Below are 25,384 nucleotides of genomic sequence, written 5' to 3' on the forward strand. Positions count from 1 at the left end.
ACTCCTCTCCCGGCCTCGCATCAACAGACCTTGGCGATCGGCGCGTTTCCCAGGCTCGACGCCCCTACGCCGCAGAACGACATGGAGAGACCTGCGTTGAGACCCATGTTCGCAGACGTGGCCCCCCATTCGACCGTCTTGCGATACCCGTAGATGGTGACGTTCTCTGCCTGATAGACGGTCTTGACGCGAGTGCGGCTCACGATGGCCGAGGTTTTCCAGCTCCCCGCGAGTAGCCGCCCCGCACCCCCTCCCAGGACAGTCCACCCGGCGCCCTTGCCGGCTGCGGCCCAGTTCCAACTCCCTGTGGTCACGCCGTCACCGACCAAGGTAGCTCCTGTGACCAGGAGACCCCCGACGGTGCACAGGCCTGCCGAGACCACGATGCAGGCCCCGAAGCTGGCAGCCGGCAGTACTCGGTTCTTCCAGCCCTCCCAGGTGCCGAAGGTGTCGTGGAGCCCTGATTTCGACTGGTCCCAGGCAGCTGACCAGTTGCCCTCCATGATGTTGTCGAGGATGCCGTTCTTCTTTTTCTGCGCCTCCGCAGCCGCTTGCGCGGCCTCGGCTTCCCGCTTGGCCTTCCGGGCGTCGGCGGCCTTCCTCGCCTTGGCATCCTTCTTGGCGTCCCAGTGGAACACCTTGTAGTTCGCGGGGTCCGCACGGTATGCCCTGTACTTCTTCTGGGATTCCCGGTCCTTGCGCGGGCTCTGGTTCCAGACGTACCGCCCGCCCTTCTGCGTGTAGTACCCCGTCGTCATGCCGCGTTCCTGGGCCCAGTAGTAGTCCGCGGCGCCGTTGCCGCCCACCGGGCCGTCGGGGCGGAGGCCCGTCGGGTCGGACTTGGTGAGCGGGTTGTTGTGGGCGTAGGAGTACGCGTTCATCTGGGCCGGGTCGTTGAAGTCGACGACCGGGTCGACCGAGAGGAAGCGGCCCAGCGTCGGGTCGTACTCGCGGGCTCCGAGGTGCGTGAGGCCCGTGGGGTCGTTGGTGCCGCCGACGAAGCCGCGGGGGCCGAAGGCGTTCGACTGGGCCGTGCGCAGCTCGCCGAAGGGGAGCTGCTTGCGGTGGGTGACCGCCAGCGTGCTCGCGTTGATCGCCGTCATCGACGTGCCCTGGTGGTCGTTGACCAGGTAGGACACGGTCGTGCCGGTACGGACCGCGACGGTCTCGCCGCCGTGGGTGTAGTACCGGGTGCCGGTCTTCGTCGTCCCGTTCGCCGCCAGCTTCAGCTCGTCGCCGTTGGGCAGCGTCAGCACCTGCGTGCCGTCGCCGTTCTTGGTGAGGAGTCGGCTGCCGTCGGCGTCGTAGACGTAGCTGGTGGTCTTGCCGGCCTCGGCCAGGGTGGCGAGGTGGCCCTCGGCGTCCCAGGTGAGGTCCTGCACCTTGGTGCCGATGGTGCGCTTGGTGGTGTTGCCGGTCGCGTCGTATTCGAAGGTGCTGACGCGCCCGTTGTCGGCACCGCCGGTGACGGTGGCCTGCTGGACCGCGTGCGGACGGGTCTCGCCGCCGGCGGGGTGGGTGTACGCGGTGGTGACCGAACCGAGCTTGTCCTGCTGCTCGGTGCGGTTGCCCATCTTGTCGTAGCCGTACGTCAGCCAGTACGCGTTCGGCCCGCCGACGCTCGTGGCGCTCGGTGCCGTGGCGCAGTCGGTCTTGCCCGTCCACGCCTCGGTCAGCCGGCCGAGCTGGTCGTTGGTGAAGCACTGCCGGTCGACGGACGCGGTGGCGTCCTGCCCGGTGGTGCTGGTCACGCTGGTGACGTTGCCCGCCGGGTCGTAGGCGTACTGCGACCGGTTGACGCGCTGCGGAGCGAGGAACCGGTCGGTGACCGTCTCGATCACGCGGCCGGTGTGGGGGTCGTACGCCTGGTCCCGCCAGACCTTCTTGTCCAGGACGTCGCTGAACTCGGTCCGGGTGGGACGGCTGTACTGGTCGTACAGGACGTTGGCGACGAGCACGATGCCGCCGCGCACGGTCCGGTACGGCAGGTCCTCGGCGTTGTAGTCGGTGACGACCGACTCGGCGGGGATGTCACCGACCGCCGGGTTGTCCGTCCACCGCGGGGCGCCGGTCTTCTCGTCATAGCCGTAGCCCCAGGTGTACGTGCCGGCGAGGCCACCGGCCGCGGCCGGGACGACGAGGCTGCTCGACGTGGGCTGGTACCGGTCGTTGTAGCCGCCGACCTGCTCCTTGTACTCGGCTCCCGCGACGAAGCGGCTGCTGCTGGTGAGCTGCCCCTTGGCGAGGGTGTCGTACGTCCACTTCGCGAGCGTGGTCGTGCCGTTCTTCAGTTCGGTCTTGCGGCCGAGCTTGTCGTAGACCGTGGTCAGCGTGGTGTTCCGGGCGTCCTTGGCGGTGACGATCCGGCCCAGCGCGTCGTAGGTGAGGACGCCGGCACCCTTGTCGGGGTCGTTCACCCCGGTCTTCTGCCCGCGGCTGTCGAAGGTGTAGCTCCAGGTGTTGCCCGCCGGGTCGGTGACCGAGGTGGGCTCGCCGTACTTGCCGTACGTGTACGTCGTCGTCCGGGGGTCGGTCTGCCCGGCGCCCGCGTACTCGATGAGCTGGGTCGTCCGCCCCCTGGCGTCGAGCACCTTCGTGGTGACGGTGCCGCCCTGCGGCGGGGTGACGGTGACCCGGTCGCCCGCGTAGGCGGTCGTGGTCTGCCACTTCAGGTCGCCGCGGAAGAGCGACTCCGCCTTGGTGACGCGGCCGAGACCGTCGTAGGTGTTGATGGTGGCGTTGTCGACCTGGTGCTCGTCCTTGGCCGTGTACAGCGTCGCGGACGGGGCGACCTCGCCGTAGTAGGGCGCGAAGCTCTTCGAGACCCAGCCGCGGGTGTCGTAGCGGGTCTCCGTCAGGACGGTGTGCGCGGTGCCGTAGGCCGGGGCCTGCGTCTGCCGCTCCCGGAGCAGGCCGTCGTACAGGGCGTACGTGGCCCGGTAGGTGCCGTCCTGCTTGAGCGTCTTGGTGGTGACCGCGTTGGCCTCGGTCCGGGAGATCTTGTACTCGTACTGGACGGAGGGCTGGGTCTCGTTGCCGGTCTTGGGCCAGCCCGGCTGCCAGACCTTCAGGACGCGCCCGAGGCCGTCGTGCACGGCGTCCGTGCGCTTGCCGTTGGCGTCCACGACCGCCGTCGCGACCCCGCGTACCGGGTCGTAGGTGGTGGTCGCGGCGTGGCCGAGGGCGTTGGTGACCTTCTGGGACGTCGGGATGCCCGTCGTCGGCGTGTAGGCCGTCGTCGTGGTGTTCCCGAGGGCGTCGGTGTCGGTCAGCTCTCGGCCGTGCTGGTCGTAGGTGTGGGTCGCCGTGGTGAGGTAACCGGTGCCCGCGGCGTCCTGCTCGTCGAGGCGGGTGACGTCGCCCTTCGTCGGGACGGCGGTGAGCGAGGTCGCGCCGTCGTAGTAGCGGCGCTCGACGGAGACCAGGTCGGCGGGCAGCACCGTGGGGGCGCCACAGGGCTTGGCCACCGTCTTGATCTCGGACGGCAGTCCGAGGATGTCGCCGGGGGCGTAGCTGGTGGTGACGCACTCCTCGTCGCCGGACTTGGCGGTGTCGCCGAGCCGGGAGTCGGTGAGCACGTTGCCGTTGCCGTCGTAGGTGCGCTGGGTCTCGGTGACGCGCCATGTCTGGCCGACGGCCGTACGGGTGCGCTCCTTCGCTCCGGCGGTCACGTACGCGTGCCGGGCGGGGAGCCCCTCGGCTCGGTTCTCGGTCGCGGTGGCGGAGGACACCCACGGGGTGTAGCTCTTGGTCGTCTCCAGCTTGCCGCCGTCGCCGTTGTAGGTGGACTCCTCTCGCGTCATGCCGGCGAAGGCCGCGTGGTCGGTGACCGACTGTCCCTCGCTGTCCTTCACGGCCGCGCCCGGGATGCCCCGGAAGTAGCGGTACTCCTTGAGGGTCTTCGGGTAGGGGGCGGCGCCGCCCCGTACCTGGACCAGGCCGTAGCCCTTGCGGTCGCCGTAGGTGAGGTGCTTGGCGTCGGTGAACTCGTCGTCCTGCGCCTTGGCCCAGGCCATGCCCTCGGGGTACGTGTACTGGGTCCGCTTGTCCGGCATCCCGCTGGTGTTGTCGGCCTCCAGGATGAAGTCGACGGCGTAGGCGTGGAACCAGTCGAGGTACGGCTCGTAGTTGTCGGCCGGCGCGTCCGGCGGTGACCACTTGACCGGGTAGCAGCGCCGGGTGTTCGTCGCGTCGGGCGAGGGGACGCTGGTCGCGGAGCAGTCGGGCGCGGTGTAGCCGATGCCGATGGTGCCGCCGGACTCGGAGTTGACGGCGGTGATGCGGTAGCGCCAGAGGCCCGGCACGGGGTCGGGGTCGCCGCCCGTGGTGGCGCCTTCCACGCGGTTGCGCATCGGCGTGCCGTTGAAGGTGACCGCGGGGAGCGTGACCGCGCCCGTGCCGGTGTGACCGGTGCGGGTGATCGACTTGAGCCAGAGCGGCGGGGCGCCGCCGTCACCGGTCGCCGGGAAGTTCTGGGCCAGGGCCCAGCTGTCGACGGCCTTCCACGCCCCGCCGGACCACACGGAGGTGGCGATGGTGGAGAGCTTCATGCGGGTCCAGAAGGAAGGCGAGTAGCGGTCCTTGCACTCGGTCCCGGAGGCGCAGTACTGGTCGAACGGGACGTCCGGCCAGTTCTTCGCGTTGGTGGCGTCGAAGGTCGTGCAGCCGGTGAGGCAGCGCTCGGTGTTGGTGAACTCGACCTTGGCGGACGGCTGGGCGTAGGGGTCGGTCTGACGCAGGCCGTACTCGATGCGCTTCAGGTAGCCGCTGCGGTCGTAGGCGGTCGCCGTGGACGCTCCGGTGCTGGAGTTGACGTTGCGGCCGTAGTGGTTGACCTCCTCGCCCCAGTAGTAGGTCATGGCGTCGCCGTGCGGGTCCACGACGTAGTCGAGGTTCCAGCGCCATGCCTGCTGGCACCAGGCGTCCTTGAACGTAGCCTGGTAGCAGGGCTCGCCCGCGTTGTTGCCGAAGACGGGGACGGTCCAGGTGGACCGGGTCTCCGGCTTGCCGGAGACCCAGGTGTCGAGCCGGTTGGCGCCGAAGTAGTACCGGGTGCCGTCCGGCGTCGTCACCTTCCAGTACTCGCCGTTGTCGTCACCGTTGTTGTCGCCGAAGTTGTCGGCGCCGGCGTTGGTCGCCTTCTCGATGGTCGTGCCGTCGTCGGCTTCCATGTGCCAGTCGCCGGTGGTGCTGTCCTTGACGAGCTGGCTGGTGCGCCCGCCGAGGTTCAGCAGGGCGTTGTCCTTCTTCCAGCACAGGTCGCCGATCTTCGCGGTGCCGTTGGTGCCGCTGGAGTCGGTGGTGCAGGAGACGTACTGGCGCTCGATGTAGCCGGGCTCCATGGTCCAGCCGTCGCCGATGCCGCCGGGCTGGTTGTTGGTGCCGGCGGTCCGGCCGTCGATGGCCAGGGAGCTGTAACCGAGGGACAGCTTGGGGCTGACGTCGCCGGGCACGTCGGGCACGGTGATGTCGTAGTTCCAGCTGAAGCCGCCGCTGCTGCCGCCGGCGGACCAGGAGGCGGACGGCGACAGGGACGTGGCCCGGAAGTCTCCGGAGGCGCCGCCGGCCGCGGCCGTGGCCGCGAGCACGGTGGCCTCGCCCGCCGTGGCGGACAGCGCGACGGGGGCGCTGAGCTTCCCGGTCTCGGTGTCGTTGAGCGTCGGCAGCGTCGTCGCCTTGCCGCAGCCCTTGGCCTCGGGAGTCGTCAGCGCGCAGGCGGGCAGTGCCTTGAGCGTCAGACGTGAGGCCCAGTCGCCTCCGTAGGCGTTGCGGAAGGCGTCGTAGTCGAGCTCGACCTGGACGTCGCCGGTCGCCTTCTGGAGGGGGGCGACGGTGAGCACGACGCCTTCGACGCCGAGCTTCTTCGCCGTGTCACGGCCCAGGACGCGGACGCGCGTCCGCTCGCCGCTCTTCGCGTTCTGCTTCCAGACGCGGACCCCGGAGACCGCCGGATCGACGAGCGGCGACACCGGGGCCCCCGCCTTCGCCGACGACAGCAGGACGGAGGCCCGGCCCAGCCCCTGCTCCGCAGTGGCGGCGGCCGGCCAGGTCACGTCGGGCGCCGTCCAGACGGTGTCGGACGACGCCTTCTTCTTGGCCGCCTTCCCGGACGCCTTCACCGGCTCGACCTCGATGGGGTCGAGCTGCTTGGGCTTCTGCGGCTCCCACGCGACCGCTGCGGCGGCGACGGGCCCCCCGAGCAACCCAGCGGCCAGGAACCCCGCGGTCAGGACGGAGACCGTCCCGAAAGTTTGTCTTGATTTCGGCGTTTTTCTTATTCCACTCATATGCGGTTTCCCCACCCATTTCACGCACGCCAGCGGCATGCAGGTAAATAACCGACCGAAACTAACAACTTCATGCCAGAGAAATATTCACCTGGCCGGAAAAGGGTCCGAGATCAGTCAAGTTCACCTGGAATCAATGCTTCAGAGGCAGACAATCAACCGAAAGAGGAGTGCTTCATTGGCCATTTCCAGCCAACCCTTCACCACGGGCCTCCCTGGACCGACAACGAGCCGTGAACGATCTAGTGTTCGGGTCGACTGATTAAGGGAGGGGAAAATATGGAAAATCAGACAACAAGAAAGAGATCGGCGGTTTCCGCAGCCGTCGTGGCCGCCACGGCGGCCGCACTGCTCGGCACGGCACTGTCGCCGCAGGGGGCCGCGACACCTGCCACGGAGAGCGCGAACCCCGGGAGGACGGCCGCGCCGCAGCCGTCCCCCGAGGAGAAGGCGAGCAAGGAGGCCCAGGACAAGGGCCGCCGGGTCGAGGTCATCGCCCAGCGCACGGAGACGTCGCAGCTCTTCGCCGACCCGTCCGGCACCTTCACCGAGGAGCGGTACGTACTGCCCCGGTGGACGGAGAAGGACAACACCTTCGTTCCCATCGACACGACCCTGGTCAAGGGGGCCGACGGGCGGATCACCACCAAGGCCACCAAGGCCGGCATCTCCTTCTCCGGGGGCGGCACCGGCTCGGCGGTCACGCTGGCGCACAGCAACCGCTCGCTCGCTTTCAGCTGGACGGACAGCCTTCCCGAGCCCCGCCTCGACGGCGACACGGCGACCTACCCCGAGGTACTCCCCGGAGTCGACCTCAAGCTGCGCGCGGGCAACTCGGGCTTCAGCCAGCTCCTGGTCGTCAAGACGCCCCAGGCCGCGTCGAACCCCGCCCTGGCGTCGATCCGCATGGCCATGAGCGCAAACGGGCTGTCCGTCGCCAAGGATGCCCACGGCAACATGCGAGCCACCGACCCGGCCGGCCAGGAGGTCTTCACCGCTCCCGCGCCGCGCATGTGGGACAGCTCATCCGCCGCCCCTCCCGCCGCGGCGGCCAGGGCGGCGGCGCCGAAGCCCCCGAGCGAGCCCTTCACTCCGGGAGACGGGGCCAAGCAGGCCACGATGAAGGTGTCGTTCGACGGCAAGGCGATGACCCTCGCCCCGGACCAGTCGCTCCTCAAGGGCAAGGACACCACCTACCCGGTCTACATCGACCCCGAGTACTCCGCACACGGGGGGCGGGAAGAGTGGGCCCTCGTCTACAAGGCCACCCCCAACACGGCGTACTTCGGCGGAGCCGGCTGGCACAACCCGGACGGCCCGGTCGGCACGAACCTGGCCCGCGTCGGGTACGAGGACTTCACCAACGGGCTCGCACGCTCCTTCTTCCGCATGGATTCCAACAACCTGTGGAACACGAAGAAGCTGATCAAGGGCTCCACGTTCAGGATCAAGAACGTCTGGTCCTACTCGTGCACCGCCCGCAGTGTGGAGCTGTGGCTCACCGGAGGCATCTCCTCCGCGACCACGTGGGCCAACACGGACAACTCCACCATGTGGGCCAGGAAGCTCGACACGCGCAACGAATCGCACGGGTATGTCGGCTGCACCGGCTCGGACATCGCCTTCGACGCCACCTCCGCCGCCAAGGAAGCCGCTACCAAGCGGTGGACCAACATCACGCTCGGGCTCCGCGCCACGAGCGAGACCGACGTCCTGGCATGGAAGAAGTTCGACATCGGGACGGCCAGACTCACCACGACGTACAACACGTACCCCAAGGTGCCCGAGACCCTCGACACCACGCCGGACACCTGGACCGCCGCCTGCCAGGCGAACCTGCCGTCCATGGGGACCCCCATCATCGGCAACACCGACATCACCCTCCAGGGCAAGTTCACCGACCCTGACGGTGGCATGGTCAAGGCCCGCTTCGTCCTGTGGCCCTACGGGCACTACGACTCCGGCCCCAAGGTCGACGTCAGGGTCGACGTCGTCTCCGGTCGCAATGCCAAGCTCGTCGTGACCAAGGAGAAGATGAAGGAGCTCCAGGCCGCCGCGGGCATGACCGGGACCGCCAAGTTCTACTGGTTCGCGCGCGCCGAGGACGGCGAGCTGTCCAGCCCCTGGACCGACTCCTGCAGCTTCGACTTCGACGCCACCCGGCCCAGCAAGGCCCCGACGGTCAGCTCGACGCAGTTCCCCAACGGCACCGACGGCTGGCCCGAGACGACGGGTCTGGCCCGCACCCAGGGAACGTTCAACGTGACCGCCCTGGACGCCGGCACCCAGCCCAAGATCGAGTACTGGACCGACTGGGACCCCACCGTCCGCAGCATGACCAACGGTCTGGCCGGCGACGTGACCTTCGCCCTGCCCCTCACCCCGCCGAGTGTGGGCCGGCACACCCTCAGCGTGCGGTCGATCGACGCGGGCGGCAACATCTCCGACACGACCCGGTACCCGTTCTACGCCGACGGCACGGGCATCCCGGACAAGCCCGGTGACCTCAACGGTGACGGCCTCGCCGACTTCTACGGCATCCGCTCGGACGGCGACCTCTGGTTCTACGCCGGCACGGGCAACGGCCGCCACGCCCCGTACGCGGTCGCCTCTGACCAGGACTTCAGCGGCTCCTCCATCACCCGCCGGGGCGACTGGACGGCCGACGGCTACGAGGACCTCGTGGCCCTGGTCCCCACCGACGAGGGCAAGGAGCTCCGGGTCTACCCCAACAACGGCTTCGGACACGCCTGTTCACGCATCGGCGAGGAAGCCGACGGCGTCTCCAAGGCCTGCCAGTTCGACATGGAGACCTTCACGACCAAGTACGCGGCCAACAACCACTGGAAGGACGCCACCGAGATCGTCGCCCTGGGCGACGTCGACGGTCCGACCGACCTCAACGGCGACGGAAAGATCGAAGCGGGCGTCGACCGTCCCAGCCGCACCGACCTGCTCGTCAAGCAGGGCGACCAGCTGTGGCTGTACTTCGGTTCGGGCTCGTCCCTGCTCGACGACGTCAAGGCGCCCGTGCTGATCGGCACCGGTGGCTGGACCGGCTATTCCCTGGCCGCTCCCGGCGACTTCAACAAGGACGGAAAGGTCGACCTCCTCGCGAGGCACAGGACCAACGGCGAGCTGAAGCTCTACCCGGGCAGCGACAACCAGGGCGGCGGCCTCGGCGCGGGCTCCACCTCCAGTGTCATCGGCACCGGCTGGACCGCGACGAACCGTCCGCTGTTCACCGCCGTGCCCGACGCCAACAGGGACGGCACTTCGGACCTCTGGGCGACCACGGGTGGGGGGCAGCTGTACTTCTACCCGAACGCCCTGGGCGCGGGCACGCTCGTCGGCACCGGCGGCTGGACCCCGTTCCAGAACCTCGCCTAGCGTCACCCGCACGCACGACACGGAGTCCCCGGTCCCGGCATCCGCCGGGGCCGGGGACTCCCCCGTTGCCGGAGAGGGGGCGTCACCCCCCGTGTCCACTCCGCTGGGCCAGCCCCGGGTGCGGGTGGGAGGCGGGCGTTCGATGCTCCTTGCGGCGGGCTCCGGGGAGGAGCCGGCTCCGGACCCGGCGCCCGGTGGGCGCTTCCCCCCTTCCAGAGGAGTACATCCGTATGTCCGCACGTCCCCGGGCCCTCAGGGCCGCCTTCGCCCTCACCGCTTCCGTCGCGCTGGCCCTGGGGGCCGCCGCTCCGGCCGTCTCGGCCGGGCCCGTCGCCCCGGTGGCGGGCGGCGACCACGGGTTCCCGCATCCGGACCTGTACAAGACGTACGAGGCGACGAAGAAGTACCGGTCGGAGGAGAAGGCGATCGCCGACGGGTTCCGGCGCACCGACGTGTGCGTCGAGGACACCAGCGACGCGAGGCTCGGCGGGATGGGGTACCACTACGTGAACCCCGCCAACATCGGCTCCACCGAACCGGCGCGGCCCGCGGCCGTGATCTACGCGGAGGAGCACGGGAGCGGGAAGCGGGAGCTGGTCGCCCTGGAGTGGGTCGTGCCGGACACCGGGCAGCCGGTGCCGCGCGCCTTCGACCGGGACTTCGACGGGCCGGACCCGATCCCGGGGCTCGGGGAGGTCTACTCCCTGCACGCCTGGATCTACAAGAAGAACCCGGCCGGCGTCTTCGCCCCGTACAACCCCCGGGTGCACTGCGGCCCCTGCCCGGAGAAGTAGCGGGTACGCGGAAGGGCCCGGCTCGCCCCCGAGCCGGGCCCCGTCCGTGTGGGGTCAGCGTACGAAGACGCTCGCCTGGCTCGCCAGGTCCAGGAAGTACTGCGGCGCGAGGCCGAGCACCAGGGTGACGGCCACGCCCGCCGCGATGGTGACGGTGGTCAGGGCCGAGGGCACGGCGACCGTGGGGCCGTCCGCCTTCGGCTCGCTGAAGAACATCAGCACGATCACCCGGATGTAGAAGAAGGCCGCCACCGCCGAGGCGATGACGCCGACCACGACGAGCGCGCCCGCGCCGCCCTCCGCCGCCGCCTTGAAGACCGCGAACTTGCCGGAGAACCCGGAGGTCAGCGGGATGCCGGCGAAGGCGAGCAGGAAGACCGCGAAGACGGCCGCGACCAGCGGCGAACGGCGGCCCAGTCCGGCCCACTTGGAGAGGTGGGTGGCCTCGCCGCCCGCGTCCCGCACCAGCGTGACGACGGCGAACGCGCCGATCGTCACGAAGGAGTAGGCGCCCAGGTAGAACAGGACCGACGAGATGCCGCTGGGCGTGGCCGCGATGACGCCCGCCAGCAGGAAGCCGGCGTGGGCGATCGAGGAGTAGGCCAGCAGGCGCTTGATGTCCGTCTGGGTGATGGCGACGACCGCGCCGCCCAGCATCGTGACGATCGCGACGCCCCACATGACCGGGCGCCAGTCCCAGGTGAGGCCGGGAAGGACGACGTACAGCAGCCGGAGCAGCGCGCCGAAGGCGGCGACCTTGGTGGCGGCGGCCATGAAGCCGGTCACCGGGGTCGGGGCGCCCTGGTAGACGTCCGGGGTCCACATGTGGAAGGGGACGGCGCCGACCTTGAACAGCAGGCCCATGAGGAGCAGGGCGAAGCCGATCAGGAGGAGGACGTCGTTGCCCATGGTGCCGGCGAGCGCCGGGTTCACCGAGGTGACCGCGCCGTCGACGACGTCCGCGATCGTGGCGTACGAGACGGAGCCCGCGTAGCCGTAGAGCAGGGCGATCCCGAAGAGCAGGAAGGCCGAGGAGAAGGCGCCGAGCAGGAAGTACTTGACGGCCGCCTCCTGCGACATCAGCCGCTTGCGGCGGGCTACGGCGCAGAGCAGGTACAGCGGGAGGGAGAAGACCTCCAGGGCGATGAAGAGGGTCAGGAGGTCGTTGGCGGCCGGGAAGACCAGCATGCCGGCGATCGCGAAGAGCGCGAGCGGGAAGACCTCGGTGGTGGTGAAGCCCGCCTTGACGGCGGCCTTCTCGTGGTCGCCGCCGGGGACGGCGGCCGCCTCGGCGGCGAAGGAGTCGACCTTGTGGCCGTGGTCGGCCGGGTCGAGCCTGCGCTCGGCGAAGGTGAGGATCGCGACGATCGAGGCGAGGAGAATGGTGCCCTGCAGGAAGAGGGCGGGGCCGTCGACGGCGATGGCGCCCATGGCCGCGATGCCGGCCCTGGTGGTGCCGTAGCCTCCGGCCGCGAGGCCGACGACCGCGGCGAACGCGGCGGCGAGGGCCAGGACCGACAGGAAGACCTGGGCGAGGTAGCGGCCCTTGCGGGGCACGAAGGCCTCGGCGAGGATCCCGAGGACGGCCGCGCCGACCACGATCAGGACCGGGGCGAGCTGGGTGTACTCGATCTTCGGTGCCGGGATCTTGTTCAGCGGCTCGGCAGCCGTCGTCCACAGGTTGTGGACAGCGAGGGCGTTCACTTGGCCGCCTCCACGGTCTGGACGGGGACTTCGGGCTGGGGGTCGGTCCGCTGCACGTCCGACATGGTGTGCCGGACCGCCGGGTTCACGACGTCCGTCAGCGGCTTCGGGAAGACGCCGAGGAAGAGCAGCAGGGCGATCAGCGGGGTGACGACGGCGAGCTCGCGCGGCCGCAGGTCGGGCATCGACCGCACCTCCTCCTTCACCGGGCCCGTCATCGTCCGCTGGTAGAGGACGAGGACGTACAGCGCGGCGAGGACGATGCCGGTGGTGGCGACGATCCCGGCCACCGGGTAGCGGGCGAAGGTGCCGACCAGGACCAGGAACTCGCTGACGAACGGGGCGAGTCCGGGCAGCGACAGGGTCGCGAGGCCGCCGATCAGGAAGGTGCCGGCGAGGACCGGGGCGACCTTCTGGACACCGCCGTAGTCGGCGATGAGCCGCGAGCCGCGCCGGGAGATCAGGAAGCCGGCGACGAGCATCAGGGCGGCGGTCGAGATGCCGTGGTTGACCATGTAGAGCGTGGCGCCCGACTGGCCCTGGCTGGTCATCGCGAAGATGCCCAGGATGATGAAGCCGAAGTGGGAGATCGACGCGTAGGCGACGAGCCGCTTGATGTCCCGCTGGCCGACCGCGACCAGCGCCCCGTACACGATGCTGATCAGGGCGAGGACGACGATCGCGGGCGTCGCCCACTTCGACGCCTCGGGGAAGAGGCCGAGGCAGAAGCGGAGCATCGCGAAGGTGCCGACCTTGTCGACGACCGCGGTGATGAGGACGGCGACCGGGGCGGTCGCCTCCCCCATCGCGTTCGGCAGCCAGGTGTGCAGCGGCCACAGCGGCGCCTTCACCGCGAAGGCGAAGAAGAAGCCGAGGAACAGCCACTTCTCTGTGGAGGACGCCATCTCCAGCGAGCCGTTCGCCCGCGCCTCGGCGATCTCCGTGAGCGAGAAGTTCCCCGCGACCACGTACAGGCCGATGACCGCGGCCAGCATGATCAGGCCGCCGACCAGGTTGTACAGCAGGAACTTGACCGCCGCGTACGAGCGCTGCGCCGCCGCGTTCTCGTCGGTGCCGCTGTGCGCGCGGTCGCCGAAGCCGCCGATGAGGAAGTACATCGGGATGAGCATGGCTTCGAAGAGGATGTAGAAGAGGAAGACGTCGGTGGCCTCGAAGGAGAGGATCACCATCGCCTCGACCATGAGGATCAGGGCGAAGAAGCCCTGGGTCGGGCGCCACCGCTTGGACTGCGTCTCCAGGGGGTCGGCGTCGTGCCAGCCCGCCAGGATGACGAACGGGATGAGCAGCGCGGTCAGGGCGATGAGCGCCACCCCGATGCCGTCGACGCCGAGCTCGTACCGCACCCCGAAGTCCTTGATCCAGGAGTGGGATTCGGTGAGCTGGTAGCGGTCGCCGCCGGGTTCGAAGCGGGCGAAGACGATCCCGGCCAGCACCAGCGTGACCAGCGAGACGAGCAGCGCCAGCCACTTGGCGGCGGTGCGGCGGGCGGCGGGCACGGCGGCGGTGAGGATCGCACCGACCGCCGGCACCGCTGCCGTCGCCGTCAGGAGCGGGAAGGACATGGGAGTTACACCGCCCTCATCAGCAGGGTCGCGGCGATGAGGACCGCCGTACCGCCGAACATGGAGACCGCGTACGAGCGGACGTGGCCGTTCTGGAGCTTGCGCAGCCGGCCGGAGAGCCCGCCGACGCCCGCCGCCGTGCCGTTGACGACGCCGTCCACCAGGCTGTGGTCGACGTAGACCAGCGAGCGGGTGAGGTGGGTGCCGCCGGTGACGAAGACGGCGTGGTTGAAGTCGTCCTGGAGCAGGTCGCGGCGGGCGGCCCGGGTGAGCAGCGAGCCGCGCGGCGCGACGACCGGAACCGGGCGGCGCCCGTACTGGAGGTACGCGAGGCCGACGCCGATCACCATGACGGCGACGGTGGCCGAGGTGACGGCCATGGCGCTGATCGGCGGGTGGCCGTGCTCGTAGTCGGTGACGGGCTTCAGCCAGTTCACGAACCGGTCGCCGATGCCGAAGATCCCGCCCGCGAAGACCGAGCCGAAGGCCAGCAGGATCATGGGGACCGTCATGGACTTCGGGGACTCGTGCGGGTGCGGCTCGTGGCCGTGCTCGTCCGGCTGCCAGCGCTTCTCGCCGAAGAAGGTCATCAGCATCACGCGCGTCATGTAGTACGCGGTGATGGCGGCGCCGAGCAGGGTGACCGCGCCGAGGATCCAGCCCTCGGTGCCGCCCTTGGCGAAGGCCGCCTCGATGATCTTGTCCTTGGAGAAGAAGCCGGACAGGCCCGGGAAGCCGATGATGGCGAGGTAGCCGAGGCCGAAGGTGGCGAAGGTGACCGGCATGTACTTCCTGAGGCCGCCGTACTTCCGCATGTCGACCTCGTCGTTCATGCCGTGCATGACCGAACCGGCGCCGAGGAACAGGCCGGCCTTGAAGAAGCCGTGCGTCACCAGGTGCATGATCGCGAAGACGTAGCCGATCGGGCCGAGTCCGGCCGCGAGGATCATGTATCCGATCTGCGACATCGTGGATCCGGCGAGGGCCTTCTTGATGTCGTCCTTCGCGCAACCGACGATCGCACCGAAGAGCAGCGTGACCGCGCCGACGATGGTGACGACGAGCTGCGCGTCCGGGGCCGCGTTGAAGATGTCGGCGGAGCGGACGATCAGGTAGACGCCGGCGGTGACCATGGTGGCCGCGTGGATGAGGGCCGAGACCGGGGTCGGGCCCTCCATCGCGTCCCCGAGCCAGGACTGCAGCGGCACCTGGGCCGACTTGCCGCAGGCCGCGAGGAGCAGCATCAGGCCGATCGCGGTCAGCGTGCCCTCGCCGGTCTCCCCCGCCGACTCCAGGACGGGGCCGAAGGCGAAGGTGCCGAAGGTGGTGAACATCAGCATGATCGCGATCGACAGGCCGATGTCGCCGACCCGGTTGACCAGGAAGGCCTTCTTCGCGGCGGTCGCCGCGCTGGGCTTGTGCTGCCAGAAGCCGATCAGGAGGTACGAGGCGAGGCCGACGCCCTCCCAGCCGAAGTACAGCAGCAGGTAGTTGTCCGCCAGGACGAGCAGCAGCATCGCGGCGACGAACAGGTTCAGGTAGCCGAAGAAGCGGCGGCGCCGCTCGTCGTGCTCCATGTACCCGATCGAGTACACGTGGATGAGCGTGCCCACGCCGGTGATCAGCAGGACGAAGGTCATCGACAGCTGGTCGAGCTGGAAGGCGATGTCCGCCTGGAAGCCCTCGACGGGGATCCAGGAGAACAGGTGCTGGTGCATCGCCCGGTCGTCGGCGGCCTTGCCGAGCATGTCGGCGAAGAGCGCGAGGCCGATGACGAAGGAGACGGCCGCGAGGAGCGTGCCGAGCCAGTGCCCGGCCCTGTCGAGCCGGCGCCCGCCGCACAGCAGGACCGCCGCGCCGAGCAGAGGTGCCCCGATGAGGAGCGCAATGAGATTTTCCACGGTCAGCCCCTCACAGCTTCATCAGGCTGGCGTCGTCGACCGAGGCCGAGTGGCGGGATCGGAAGACGGACACGATGATCGCGAGCCCGACGACGACCTCCGCGGCGGCCACGACCATCGTGAAGAAGGCGATGATCTGGCCGTCGAGGTTGCCGTGCATGCGGGAGAAGGTGACGAACGCGAGGTTGCAGGCGTTGAGCATCAGCTCCACGCACATGAAGACCACGATCGCGTTCCGCCGGATCAGCACCCCGACCGCGCCGATGGTGAACAACAGGGCGGCGAGGTACAGGTAGTTGACGGGGTTCACCGTCCGGCCTCCTCTTCTTCCCGGTCGCGGCCGAGCCGCTCCGCGGAGCGCTGCTCCAGGGCCTTGAGGTCTGCGAGCGCCTCCGTCGACACGTCCCGCACCTGGCCCCGCTTGCGCAGGGTCGAGATGACGGTGAGCTCGGACGGGGTGCCGTCGGGCAGCAGGCCCGCGATGTCCACCGCGTTGTGCCGGGCGTAGACGCCGGGGGCGGGCAGCGGCGGCAGGTGCTTGCCCTCGCGCACGCGCTGCTCGGCCAGCTCGCGCTGGGTCCTGGCCCGCTCGGTGCGCTCCCGGTGGGTGAGGAGCATCGCGCCGACGGAGGCGGTGATCAGCAGGGCGCCGGTGATCTCGAAGGCGAAGACGTACTTGGTGAAGATGAGGGCCGCGAGGCCCTCCACGTTCCCCCCGTGGGCGGCGTTGGCCGCGCCGAGGCCGGCGAACTCGGTCAGCGCCGCGTTCCCGATCCCGGCGAAGAGCAGGACGCCGAAGCCGAGGCCACAGGCGGCGGCCCACCAGCGCTGGCCCTTGATGGTCTCCTTCAGCGAGTCCGCGGCCGTGACGCCGACCAGCATGACGACGAAGAGGAAGAGCATCATGATCGCGCCGGTGTAGACGACGATCTGCACGATGCCGAGGAAGTACGCGCCGTTGGCCAGGTAGAAGACCGCGAGGACGATCATCGTGCCGGCCAGGCAGAGCGCCGAGTGCACGGCCTTCCTCATGAGGATGGTGCACAGGGCGCCGACGACGGCGACGGTGCCGAGCACCCAGAACTGGAACGCCTCGCCGGTGGAGGTGGCGTAGGCGGCGAGCGCGCTCATCGGCCGACCACCTTCCCCGACGCGGGCTCGTTCTCGCCGGTGGTCGACGCGGCCTCCTGCGGTTCCTCGCCCTTGGACACGGCGACCTGGCGCTCGGTCCCGGGCGCGGCCTCGGTGACCAGGCCCCGGTAGTAGTCCTGCTCGGTCATGCCGGGGAAGATCGCGTGCGGGGTGTCGACCATCTGCTCGTCGAGGCCCGCGAGGAGCTGCTCCTTGGTGTAGATCAGGTTCTCGCGGGAGGAGTCGGCCAGTTCGAACTCGTTGGTCATCGTCAGCGCGCGCGTCGGGCACGCCTCGATGCACAGCCCGCACAGGATGCAGCGGGCGTAGTTGATCTGGTAGACGCGGCCGTACCGCTCGCCGGGCGAGTAGCGCTCCTCGTCCGTGTTGTCCGCGCCCTCCACGTAGATGGCGTCGGCGGGGCAGGCCCAGGCGCACAGCTCGCAGCCGACGCACTTCTCCAGGCCGTCCGGGTGACGGTTGAGCTGGTGCCGGCCGTGGAAGCGGGGCGCCGTCGTCTTCTTCTGCTCGGGGTACTGCTCGGTCAGCCGCTTCTTGAACATGGCCTTGAAGGTCACGCCGAAGCCGGCCACCGGATTCTGGAAGTCAGACACGATCCGTCCCCCTTTCGTCACTCTCGGTAGCAGTATCGGGGCCACCACTGACAACGAGGTCCCGCTCGTGGCGGGGCCTGCGCCGGGGCACGGGCGGCAGGGTCTGTCCTGGCTTGGGCGGTACGGGGAACCCGCCGGCCATCGGGTCGAAGGCCGGCTGCTCGGCCGTGCCCGCCGCCTCCTCCCTCTTCCGGTCGCGGAAGAGGTCGGCGACGAAGGAGAGGAGCAGCACCACGAGGACGGCACCGGCCACGTACAGCACGATGTTGGTGAAGGCGATGTTCTCGTTGCGCAGCGCCCGGACGGTGGCGACCAGCATCAGCCAGACCACGGAGACCGGGATGAGCACCTTCCAGCCGAGCTTCATCAGCTGGTCGTAGCGGACGCGGGGCAGGGTGCCGCGGAGCCAGATGAAGAAGAAGAGCAGCAGCTGCACCTTGAGGACGAACCAGAGCATCGGCCACCAGCCGTGGTTGGCGCCCTCCCAGAAGGTGCTGATCGGGTACGGGGCCCGCCAGCCGCCGAGGAAGAGGGTCACCGACACGGCGGAGACCGTCACCATGTTCACGTACTCGGCGAGCATGAACATCGCGAACTTGATGGACGAGTACTCGGTGTTGAAGCCGCCGACGAGGTCGCCCTCGGACTCCGGCATGTCGAAGGGGGCGCGGTTGGTCTCGCCGACCATCGTCACGATGTAGATGAGGAACGACACCGGCAGCAGGATGACGAACCAGCGGTCCTGCTGGGCCTCGACGATCGCCGAGGTCGACATGGAGCCGGAGTAGAGGAAGACGGAGGCGAACGCGGCGCCCATGGCGATCTCGTACGAGATCATCTGCGCGCAGGAGCGGAGGCCGCCGAGGAGCGGGTACGTCGAGCCCGACGACCAGCCGGCGAGGACGATGCCGTAGATGCCGACGGAGGCGACCGCGAGGATGTACAGCATCGCGATCGGCAGGTCGGTGAGCTGCATCGTGGTGCGCTGGCCGAGGATCGACACCTCGTTGCCGGCCGGCCCGAAGGGGATCACGGCGATCGCCATGAAGGCGGGGATGGCGGCGACGATCGGGGCGAGGACGTAGACGACCTTGTCGGCCCGCTTGACGATCACGTCCTCCTTCAGCATCAGCTTGATGCCGTCCGCGAGGGACTGGAGGAGGCCCCAGGGGCCGTGCCGGTTGGGGCCGATGCGCAGCTGCATCCAGGCGACGACCTTGCGCTCCCACACGATGGAGAAGAGCACGGTCACCATCAGGAACGCGAAGCAGAAGACGGCCTTGATCGCGACGAGCCACCAGGGGTCCGTCCCGAACATGGACAGGTCCTCCGCGGCGAGGAGGGTGTTCACGCCTGCACCTCCGGCGAAGTCGAAGGGGCGGCCGGGCCGATGCGGACCAGGGTGCCGGGGTGGGCGCCGGTGTCGGCGAGGACGCCGCGGCCGGTGGAGTTCAGCGGGAGCCAGACGACGCGGTCGGGCATCTCGGTGACCTGGAGGGGGAAGGTGACGGAGCCCGCGGGGCCGGTGACCTCCAGGAGGTCGCCGTCCTTGACGCCGGTGTCGGCGGCGGTGCCGGCGGAGAGCCGGGCGACGGCCGCGTGGCGGGTGCCGGCCAGCGCCTCGTCGCCCTCCTGGAGGCGGCCGAGGTCGAGGAGCAGCCGGTGGCCGGCGAGGACGGCCTCGCCGTCGCCGGGCCGGGGGGCCGGGACCGCGTGGGCGGTGGGCTCGGAGGCCCGGTCCTCGGCGCGGCGGCCGAGCCGGTCCAGCTCGCGCCGGGCCGCCTTCAGGTCGGGCAGGGCGAGGTGGGCGTCCATGGCGTCGGCGAGCATGTGGAGCACGCGCGCGTCGCCGGGGGCGAGCGGGCGGGTCATCTGCTCCGGCTTGAGCGCGGCCTCGAACATCCGCGCCCTGCCCTCCCAGTTGAGGAAGGTGCCGGACTTCTCGGCGACCGCGGCGACCGGCAGGACGACGTCGGCGCGCTCGGTGACGGCGCCGGGGCGCAGTTCGAGGGAGACGACGAAGGCCGCTTCGAGGGCCTCGCGCGCACGCCGCGGGTCGGGCAGGTCGTCGACGTCGACGCCGCCGACGAGGAGCGCGGCGAGTTCGCCGGAGGCGGCCGCCTCGACGATCTGGCCGGTGTCGCGGCCGTAGCCGTGCGGGAGTTCGCGGACGCCCCAGGCGGCGGCGACCTCCTCGCGCGCGCGGGGGTCGGTGGCGGGCCGGCCGCCGGGCAGCAGGCTGGGCAGCGCCCCGGCCTCGACGGCGCCGCGCTCGCCGGCCCGGCGCGGGATCCACACGAGCCGCGCGCCGGTGGCGGCGGAGGCCCGCAGGGCGGCGGTGAGCGCGCCGGGCACTCCGGCGAGCCGCTCGCCGACGGCGATGACGGCGCCGGCCTCGCGGAGGGCCTCGGAGGCGGCCCAGCCGGTGGAGTCGAGGCCGACCCGGGAGGTGAGGGCGTCGAGCCACTCGGTCTCGGTGCCGGGGGCGGCGGGCAGCAGCGTGCCGCCGGCCTTCTCCAGGCCGCGGGTGGCGTGGCTGGCGACGGCGTACGTCCTCTGCCCGTGCTTGCGCCAGGCCTTGCGGAGCCGCAGGAAGACGCCGGGGGCCTCCTCCTCGGACTCCAGGCCGACGAGCAGCACCATCGGCGCGGCTTCGAGGGAGGCGTACGTGACGCCGGAACCGTCCAGGTCCCGGCCGCGGCCGGCGACGTGCGAGGCGAGGAAGTCGGCCTCCTCGCCGGAGTGGATCCGGGCACGGAAGTCGACGTCGTTGGTGTCGAGGGCGACGCGGGCGAACTTGGCGTAGGCGTAGGCGTCCTCGACGGTGAGCCGGCCGCCGGCGAGGACGCCGGTGCGGCCGCGGACGAGCCCGCGGGCGGCGGCCTCCAGGGCCTCGGGCCAGGAGGCCGGTTCGAGGACGCCGTCGGCGTTGCGGACGAGGGGGGTCGTCAGGCGGTCGCGCTGCTGCGCGTACCGGAAGCCGAACCGGCCCTTGTCGCAGATCCACTCCTCGTTGACCTCGGGGTCGTTCTGCGCGAGGCGGCGCATGACCTTGCCGCGCCGGTGGTCGGTGCGGGTGGCGCAGCCGCCGGCGCAGTGCTCGCACACCGACGGCGAGGAGACCAGGTCGAAGGGGCGGGAGCGGAAGCGGTAGGCGGCCGAGGTGAGGGCGCCGACCGGGCAGATCTGGATGGTGTTGCCGGAGAAGTACGACTCGAAGGGGTCGCCCTCGCCGGTGCCGACCTGCTGGAGGGCGCCGCGCTCGATCAGTTCGATCATCGGGTCGCCGGCGACCTGGTTGGAGAAGCGGGTGCAGCGGGCGCAGAGCACGCACCGCTCGCGGTCGAGCAGCACCTGGGTGGAGATCGGGACCGGCTTCTCGTAGGTCCGCTTGACGCCCTCGAAGCGGGACTCGGCCTGTCCGTGCGACATGGCCTGGTTCTGCAGGGGGCACTCGCCGCCCTTGTCGCAGACCGGGCAGTCCAGCGGGTGGTTGATGAGCAGCAGCTCCATCACGCCGTGCTGGGCCTTCTCGGCGACCGGCGACGTCAGCTGCGACCTGACGACCATGCCGTCGGTGCAGGTGATGGTGCAGGAGGCCATCGGCTTGCGCTGGCCCTCGACCTCGACGATGCACTGGCGGCAGGCGCCGGCGGGGTCGAGGAGGGGGTGGTCGCAGAAGCGGGGGATCTCGATGCCGAGCTGTTCGGCGGCGCGGATGACCAGGGTCCCCTTGGGGACGGAGATCTCGACGCCGTCGATGGTCAGCGTGACGAGGTCCTCCGGCGGTACGGCCGGGCTTCCGCCGCCCGCCGGGGTGGACGCGGTGACGGTCATGCGGTCACCTCCTTGTGGTTGTCCGCCCAGGCGGTCGACTTGGCCGGGTCGAAGGGGCAGCCCTTGCCCGTGATGTGCTGCTCGTACTCCTCGCGGAAGTACTTCAGCGAGGAGAAGATCGGCGAGGCGGCGCCGTCGCCGAGGGCGCAGAACGACTTGCCGTTGATGTTGTCGGCGATGTCGTTCAGCTTGTCGAGGTCGGACAGGACGCCCCGGCCGGCCTCGATGTCGCGGAGCAGCTGGACGAGCCAGTAGGTGCCCTCGCGGCAGGGGGTGCACTTGCCGCAGGACTCGTGGGCGTAGAACTCGGTCCAGCGGGTGACGGCCCGGACGACGCAGGTGGTCTCGTCGAAGCACTGGAGGGCCTTGGTGCCGAGCATGGAGCCGGCGGCGCCGACGCCCTCGTAGTCGAGCGGCACGTCGAGGTGCTCGTCGGTGAACATGGGGGTGGAGGAGCCGCCGGGGGTCCAGAACTTGAGCCGGTGTCCGGGGCGCATGCCGCCGCTCATGTCGAGGAGCTGGCGCAGGGTGATGCCGAGGGGGGCCTCGTACTGGCCGGGCGAGGCGACGTGCCCGCTCAGCGAGTAGAGCGTGAAGCCGGGGGACTTCTCGCTGCCCATCGAGGTGAACCACTCCTTGCCGCGCTGGAGGATCGCGGGAACGGAGGCGATGGACTCGACGTTGTTCACCACGGTGGGGCAGGCGTAGAGGCCGGCGACGGCGGGGAAGGGGGGCCGGAGCCGGGGCTGTCCGCGGCGGCCTTCGAGGGAGTCGAGGAGAGCGGTCTCCTCGCCGCAGATGTACGCGCCGGCGCCGGCGTGCACGGTGAGTTCGACGTCGAGCCCGCTGCCGAGGACGTTCCGGCCGAGGTAGCCGGCCTGGTACGCCTCGCGGACCGCCTCGTGCAGGCGGCGCAGGACGGGGACGACCTCGCCGCGCAGGTAGATGAAGGCGTGGCTGGAGCGGATCGCGTAGCAGGCGATCACGATGCCCTCGATGAGGGAGTGCGGGTTGGCGAAGAGGAGGGGGATGTCCTTGCAGGTGCCGGGCTCGGACTCGTCGGCGTTGACGACGAGGTAGTGCGGCTTGCCGTCGCCCTGCGGGATGAACTGCCACTTCATGCCGGTGGGGAAGCCGGCGCCGCCGCGTCCGCGGAGGCCGGAGTCCTTCACGTACGCGATGAGGTCGTCGGGGCTCATGGCGAGCGCGCGCCTGAGGCCCTGGTAGCCCTCGTGGCGTTCGTACGTCTCCAGGGTCCAGGAGTCGGGCTGGTCCCAGAAGGCGGAGAGGACCGGGGAGAGCAGCTTCTCGGGGCTGCTGGAGTCGATCTCGGCGGCCAAGGTCATCACTCTCCCTCCTGACCGGCTGTTTCGCCGCGCGGGTGGACGATGCGGGTGGGCTGCGGGGTCTCGCCCTTGGCCAGCCGGAGGCCGACGAGGGAGGCGGGCCCCGCGCCGCCGGTGGCCGCGACGGCGCCGGGGCGCTCGTCGGGGAAGCCGGCGAGGATGCGGGCGGTCTCCTTGAAGGTGCAGAGGGGAGCGCCGCGGGTGGGTTCGACGGTGCGGCCCGCGCGGAGGTCGTCGACCATCTTCTTGGCCGACTCGGGGGTCTGGTTGTCGAAGAACTCCCAGTTGACCATCACCACGGGGGCGTAGTCGCAGGCCGCGTTGCACTCGATGTGTTCGAGGGTGATCGCGCCGTCGTCGGTGGTCCCGCCGTTGCCGACGCCGAGGTGCTCCTTGAGCTCCTCGAAGATGGCGTCGCCGCCCATGACCGCGCAGAGGGTGTTGGTGCAGACGCCGACCTGGTAGTCGCCGGACGGCCTGCGGCGGTACATGGTGTAGAAGGTGGCGACGGCGGTGACCTCGGCGGTGGTGAGGCCGAGCGTGTCGGCGCAGAACTGCATGCCGGTGCGGGTCACGTGGCCCTCCTCCGACTGCACGAGGTGCAGCATCGGCAGGAGCGCGGAGCGGGAGCCGGGGTAGCGGTCGATGATCGCCTTCGCGTCCGCCGTCAGACGGGCGTGGACGTCCGCCGGGTACGGGGCCGCGGGGAGCTGGGGCATCCCGAGGCTGACGTTCTCCGTCATCGGTCGACGCCTCCCATCACGGGGTCGATGGAGGCGACGGCCACGATGACGTCGGCGACCTGGCCGCCCTCGCACATCGCGGCCATGGCCTGGAGGTTGGTGAAGGACGGGTCGCGGAAGTGGACGCGGAAGGGGCGGGTGCCGCCGTCGGAGACCACGTGCACGCCGAGCTCTCCCTTGGGGGACTCGACGGCCGCGTACGCCTGGCCGGCCGGGACCCGGAAGCCCTCGGTGACCAGCTTGAAGTGGTGGATCAGGGCCTCCATGGAGGTGCCCATGATCTTCTTGATGTGGTCGAGGGAGTTGCCGAGGCCGTCGGGGCCGAGGGCGAGCTGGGCGGGCCAGGCGATCTTCTTGTCGCCGACCATGACCGGGCCGGGCTCCAGGCGGTCGAGGCACTGTTCGACGATCCGCAGCGACTGGCGCATCTCCTCCAGGCGGACGAGGAAGCGGCCGTAGGAGTCGCAGGTGTCGGCGGTGGGGACCTCGAAGTCGTAGTTCTCGTAGCCGCAGTACGGGTCGGACTTCCGCAGGTCGTGCGGGAGGCCCGCCGACCGGAGGATCGGTCCGGTGGCGCCGAGGGCCATGCAGCCGGTGAGGTCGAGGTAGCCGACGTCCTGCATGCGGGCCTTGAAGATGGGGTTGCCGGTGGCGAGCTTGTCGTACTCCGGCAGGTTCTTCTTCATGGTCTTCACGAACTCACGCACGGCGTCGACGCCGCCGGGCGGGAGGTCCTGGGCGAGGCCGCCGGGCCGGATGTAGGCGTGGTTCATGCGCAGGCCGGTGATCAGCTCGTACAGGTCCAGGATCATCTCGCGGTCCCGGAAGCCGTAGATCATGATCGTGGTGGCGCCGAGCTCCATGCCGCCGGTGGCGATGCACACCAGGTGCGAGGAGAGCCGGTTGAGCTCCATGAGGAGAACCCGGATGACGCTGGCCCGGTCGGGGATGTCGTCGGTGATGCCGAGCAGCTTCTCCACGCCGAGGCAGTACGCCGTCTCGTTGTAGAACGAGGTGAGGTAGTCCATGCGCGTGACGAAGGTGGTGCCCTGCGTCCAGGTCCGGTACTCGAGGTTCTTCTCGATGCCGGTGTGGAGGTAGCCGATGCCGCAGCGGGCCTCGGTGACGGTCTCGCCGTCGATCTCCAGGATGAGCCGCAGCACGCCGTGGGTGGAGGGATGCTGCGGGCCCATGTTGACGACGATCCGCTCGTCGTCGGCCTTGGCCGCGGACCGGACGACCTCGTCCCAGTCTCCGCCGGTGACCGTGTAGACGGATCCCTCGGTGGTTTCGCGGGGGCTGGATGCTGTGCTGTTCACGAGTACGACCTCCGCTGGTCCGGAGCCGGGATCTGGGCGCCCTTGTACTCGACGGCGATGCCGCCGAGCGGATAGTCCTTGCGCTGCGGGTGGCCCTGCCAGTCGTCCGGCATCATGATCCGGGTGAGGGCGGGGTGGCCGTCGAAGACGATGCCGAAGAAGTCGTACGTCTCGCGCTCGTGCCAGTCGTTCGTCGGGTAGACGGCGACGAGGGACGGGATCCGCGGGTCGTGGTCGGGGGCCGAGACCTCCAGGCGGATCAGCCGCCCGTGGGTGAGCGAGCGCAGGTGGTAGACGGCGTGCAGCTCGCGGCCCTTGTCGCCCGGGTAGTGGACGCCGGAGACGCCGGTGCAGAGCTCGAAGCGGAGCGCCGGGTCGTCGCGCAGGGTGCGGGCCACGCGGACGAGGTGCTCGCGTTCGATGTGGAAGGTGAGCTCGCCGCGGTCGACGACCGTCTTCTCGATGGCGTTCCCGGGGACGAGCCCCTGCTCCTCCAGGGCGCCTTCGAGTTCGTCGGCGACCTCGTCGAACCAGCCGCCGTAGGGGCGGACGGCGGGGCCGGGGAGGCGGACGGAGCGGACGAGGCCGCCGTAGCCGGAGGTGTCGCCGCCGTTGTTCGCGCCGAACATGCCGCGCTGGACCCGTACCTCCTCCCCGTGCTCGCCGCGCTGGCCGGGCAGGTTCTGCTCGGACAGCTCCTTCTCGGGGTTCGGGGTTTCGTCGCTCACCGTGTGC

At 70.1% G+C, this 25,384-nt stretch carries 15 protein-coding genes; 2 read left to right on the plus strand and 13 right to left on the minus strand.

The genetic code is table 11. The annotated features are described in order from the left end of the window. Positions 1–20: 20 nt before the first annotated feature. The gene (locus tag IE245_RS17465; RefSeq protein WP_229851340.1) at positions 21–6,203 is read right to left on the minus strand and encodes an RHS repeat domain-containing protein; all 6,183 of its coding nucleotides are present in this window, start codon (positions 6,201–6,203) and stop codon (positions 21–23) included. Positions 6,204–6,614: 411 nt separating this feature from the next. On the opposite strand from IE245_RS17465, the gene IE245_RS17470 reads away from it, so the two are divergent. Together IE245_RS17470 and IE245_RS17475 are read left to right on the plus strand one after the other, a co-directional pair. After that, complete coding sequence (locus IE245_RS17470; RefSeq protein WP_229851341.1) at positions 6,615–9,677, plus strand: FG-GAP repeat domain-containing protein; 3,063 nt, start codon at positions 6,615–6,617, stop codon at positions 9,675–9,677. A gap of 230 nt (positions 9,678–9,907) precedes the next feature. Beyond that, positions 9,908–10,471, plus strand: coding sequence for a hypothetical protein (locus IE245_RS17475; RefSeq protein ID WP_189948437.1), 564 nt, complete (start codon positions 9,908–9,910; stop codon positions 10,469–10,471). Between the two features lie 54 nt (positions 10,472–10,525). Here the strand turns inward: IE245_RS17475 and nuoN are convergent, their stop codons facing one another. The 12 genes from nuoN to IE245_RS17535 are packed head-to-tail and all read right to left on the minus strand — an operon-like array spanning position 10,526 to position 25,377. Continuing rightward, a complete protein-coding gene (nuoN, locus tag IE245_RS17480; RefSeq protein ID WP_189948439.1) occupies positions 10,526–12,175 on the minus strand; it encodes an NADH-quinone oxidoreductase subunit NuoN in 1,650 nt (549 codons plus the stop codon). After that, positions 12,172–13,758, minus strand: a complete 1,587-nt coding sequence (locus IE245_RS17485; protein WP_189948441.1) for an NADH-quinone oxidoreductase subunit M — start codon at positions 13,756–13,758, stop codon at positions 12,172–12,174. Before IE245_RS17485 ends, nuoN begins: the two co-directional genes overlap by 4 nt. Positions 13,759–13,763: 5 nt before the next feature. After that, positions 13,764–15,659 carry an NADH-quinone oxidoreductase subunit L gene (nuoL, locus tag IE245_RS17490; protein ID WP_189948443.1) on the minus strand — a complete coding sequence of 632 codons (1,896 nt, stop codon included), beginning with the start codon at positions 15,657–15,659 and terminating at the stop codon, positions 13,764–13,766. A 10-nt stretch (positions 15,660–15,669) separates the two neighbouring features. Then, positions 15,670–15,969 carry an NADH-quinone oxidoreductase subunit NuoK gene (gene nuoK, locus IE245_RS17495; protein ID WP_043227770.1) on the minus strand — a complete coding sequence of 100 codons (300 nt, stop codon included), beginning with the start codon at positions 15,967–15,969 and terminating at the stop codon, positions 15,670–15,672. Then, complete coding sequence (locus IE245_RS17500; RefSeq protein ID WP_189948444.1) at positions 15,966–16,790, minus strand: NADH-quinone oxidoreductase subunit J; 825 nt, start codon at positions 16,788–16,790, stop codon at positions 15,966–15,968. The genes nuoK and IE245_RS17500 overlap by 4 nt, the downstream gene beginning before the upstream one ends. Continuing rightward, positions 16,787–17,437 (minus strand): NADH-quinone oxidoreductase subunit NuoI, encoded by a 651-nt coding sequence (gene nuoI / locus IE245_RS17505; RefSeq protein WP_373305341.1) that lies wholly within the window; start codon positions 17,435–17,437, stop codon positions 16,787–16,789. The genes IE245_RS17500 and nuoI overlap by 4 nt, the downstream gene beginning before the upstream one ends. Further along, the gene (nuoH, locus tag IE245_RS17510; protein WP_229851347.1) at positions 17,397–18,722 is read right to left on the minus strand and encodes an NADH-quinone oxidoreductase subunit NuoH; all 1,326 of its coding nucleotides are present in this window, start codon (positions 18,720–18,722) and stop codon (positions 17,397–17,399) included. Before nuoH ends, nuoI begins: the two co-directional genes overlap by 41 nt. Positions 18,723–18,751: 29 nt before the next feature. Beyond that, positions 18,752–21,241 carry an NADH-quinone oxidoreductase subunit G gene (locus IE245_RS17515; protein WP_189948450.1) on the minus strand — a complete coding sequence of 830 codons (2,490 nt, stop codon included), beginning with the start codon at positions 21,239–21,241 and terminating at the stop codon, positions 18,752–18,754. Beyond that, a complete protein-coding gene (nuoF, locus tag IE245_RS17520; protein ID WP_189948452.1) occupies positions 21,238–22,587 on the minus strand; it encodes an NADH-quinone oxidoreductase subunit NuoF in 1,350 nt (449 codons plus the stop codon). The genes IE245_RS17515 and nuoF overlap by 4 nt, the downstream gene beginning before the upstream one ends. After that, complete coding sequence (gene nuoE / locus IE245_RS17525) at positions 22,587–23,330, minus strand: NADH-quinone oxidoreductase subunit NuoE (protein WP_189948454.1); 744 nt, start codon at positions 23,328–23,330, stop codon at positions 22,587–22,589. Before nuoE ends, nuoF begins: the two co-directional genes overlap by 1 nt. Further along, positions 23,327–24,649 carry an NADH-quinone oxidoreductase subunit D gene (locus tag IE245_RS17530; protein WP_189948456.1) on the minus strand — a complete coding sequence of 441 codons (1,323 nt, stop codon included), beginning with the start codon at positions 24,647–24,649 and terminating at the stop codon, positions 23,327–23,329. Before IE245_RS17530 ends, nuoE begins: the two co-directional genes overlap by 4 nt. Then, on the minus strand, positions 24,646–25,377 hold the full coding sequence (locus tag IE245_RS17535) for an NADH-quinone oxidoreductase subunit C (protein WP_189948459.1): 732 nt from the start codon (positions 25,375–25,377) through the stop codon (positions 24,646–24,648). Before IE245_RS17535 ends, IE245_RS17530 begins: the two co-directional genes overlap by 4 nt. Positions 25,378–25,384: the final 7 nt, after the last annotated feature.

The sequence above is a fragment of the Streptomyces roseolus genome (assembly GCF_014649855.1).
Lineage (GTDB): Bacteria > Actinomycetota > Actinomycetes > Streptomycetales > Streptomycetaceae > Streptomyces > Streptomyces roseolus.

Coding starts and splice junctions, on each gene's coding strand:
- nuoF (WP_189948452.1), bottom strand. CDS start 22,587: ATGACCTTGGCCGCCGAGATCGACTCCAGCAGCCCCGAGAAGCTGCTC.
- IE245_RS17485 (WP_189948441.1), bottom strand. CDS start 13,758: ATGTCCTTCCCGCTCCTGACGGCGACGGCAGCGGTGCCGGCGGTCGGT.
- IE245_RS17475 (WP_189948437.1), top strand. CDS start 9,908: ATGTCCGCACGTCCCCGGGCCCTCAGGGCCGCCTTCGCCCTCACCGCT.
- IE245_RS17515 (WP_189948450.1), bottom strand. CDS start 21,241: ATGACCGTCACCGCGTCCACCCCGGCGGGCGGCGGAAGCCCGGCCGTA.
- nuoE (WP_189948454.1), bottom strand. CDS start 23,330: ATGACGGAGAACGTCAGCCTCGGGATGCCCCAGCTCCCCGCGGCCCCG.
- nuoH (WP_229851347.1), bottom strand. CDS start 18,722: ATGTTCGGGACGGACCCCTGGTGGCTCGTCGCGATCAAGGCCGTCTTC.
- IE245_RS17500 (WP_189948444.1), bottom strand. CDS start 16,790: ATGAGCGCGCTCGCCGCCTACGCCACCTCCACCGGCGAGGCGTTCCAG.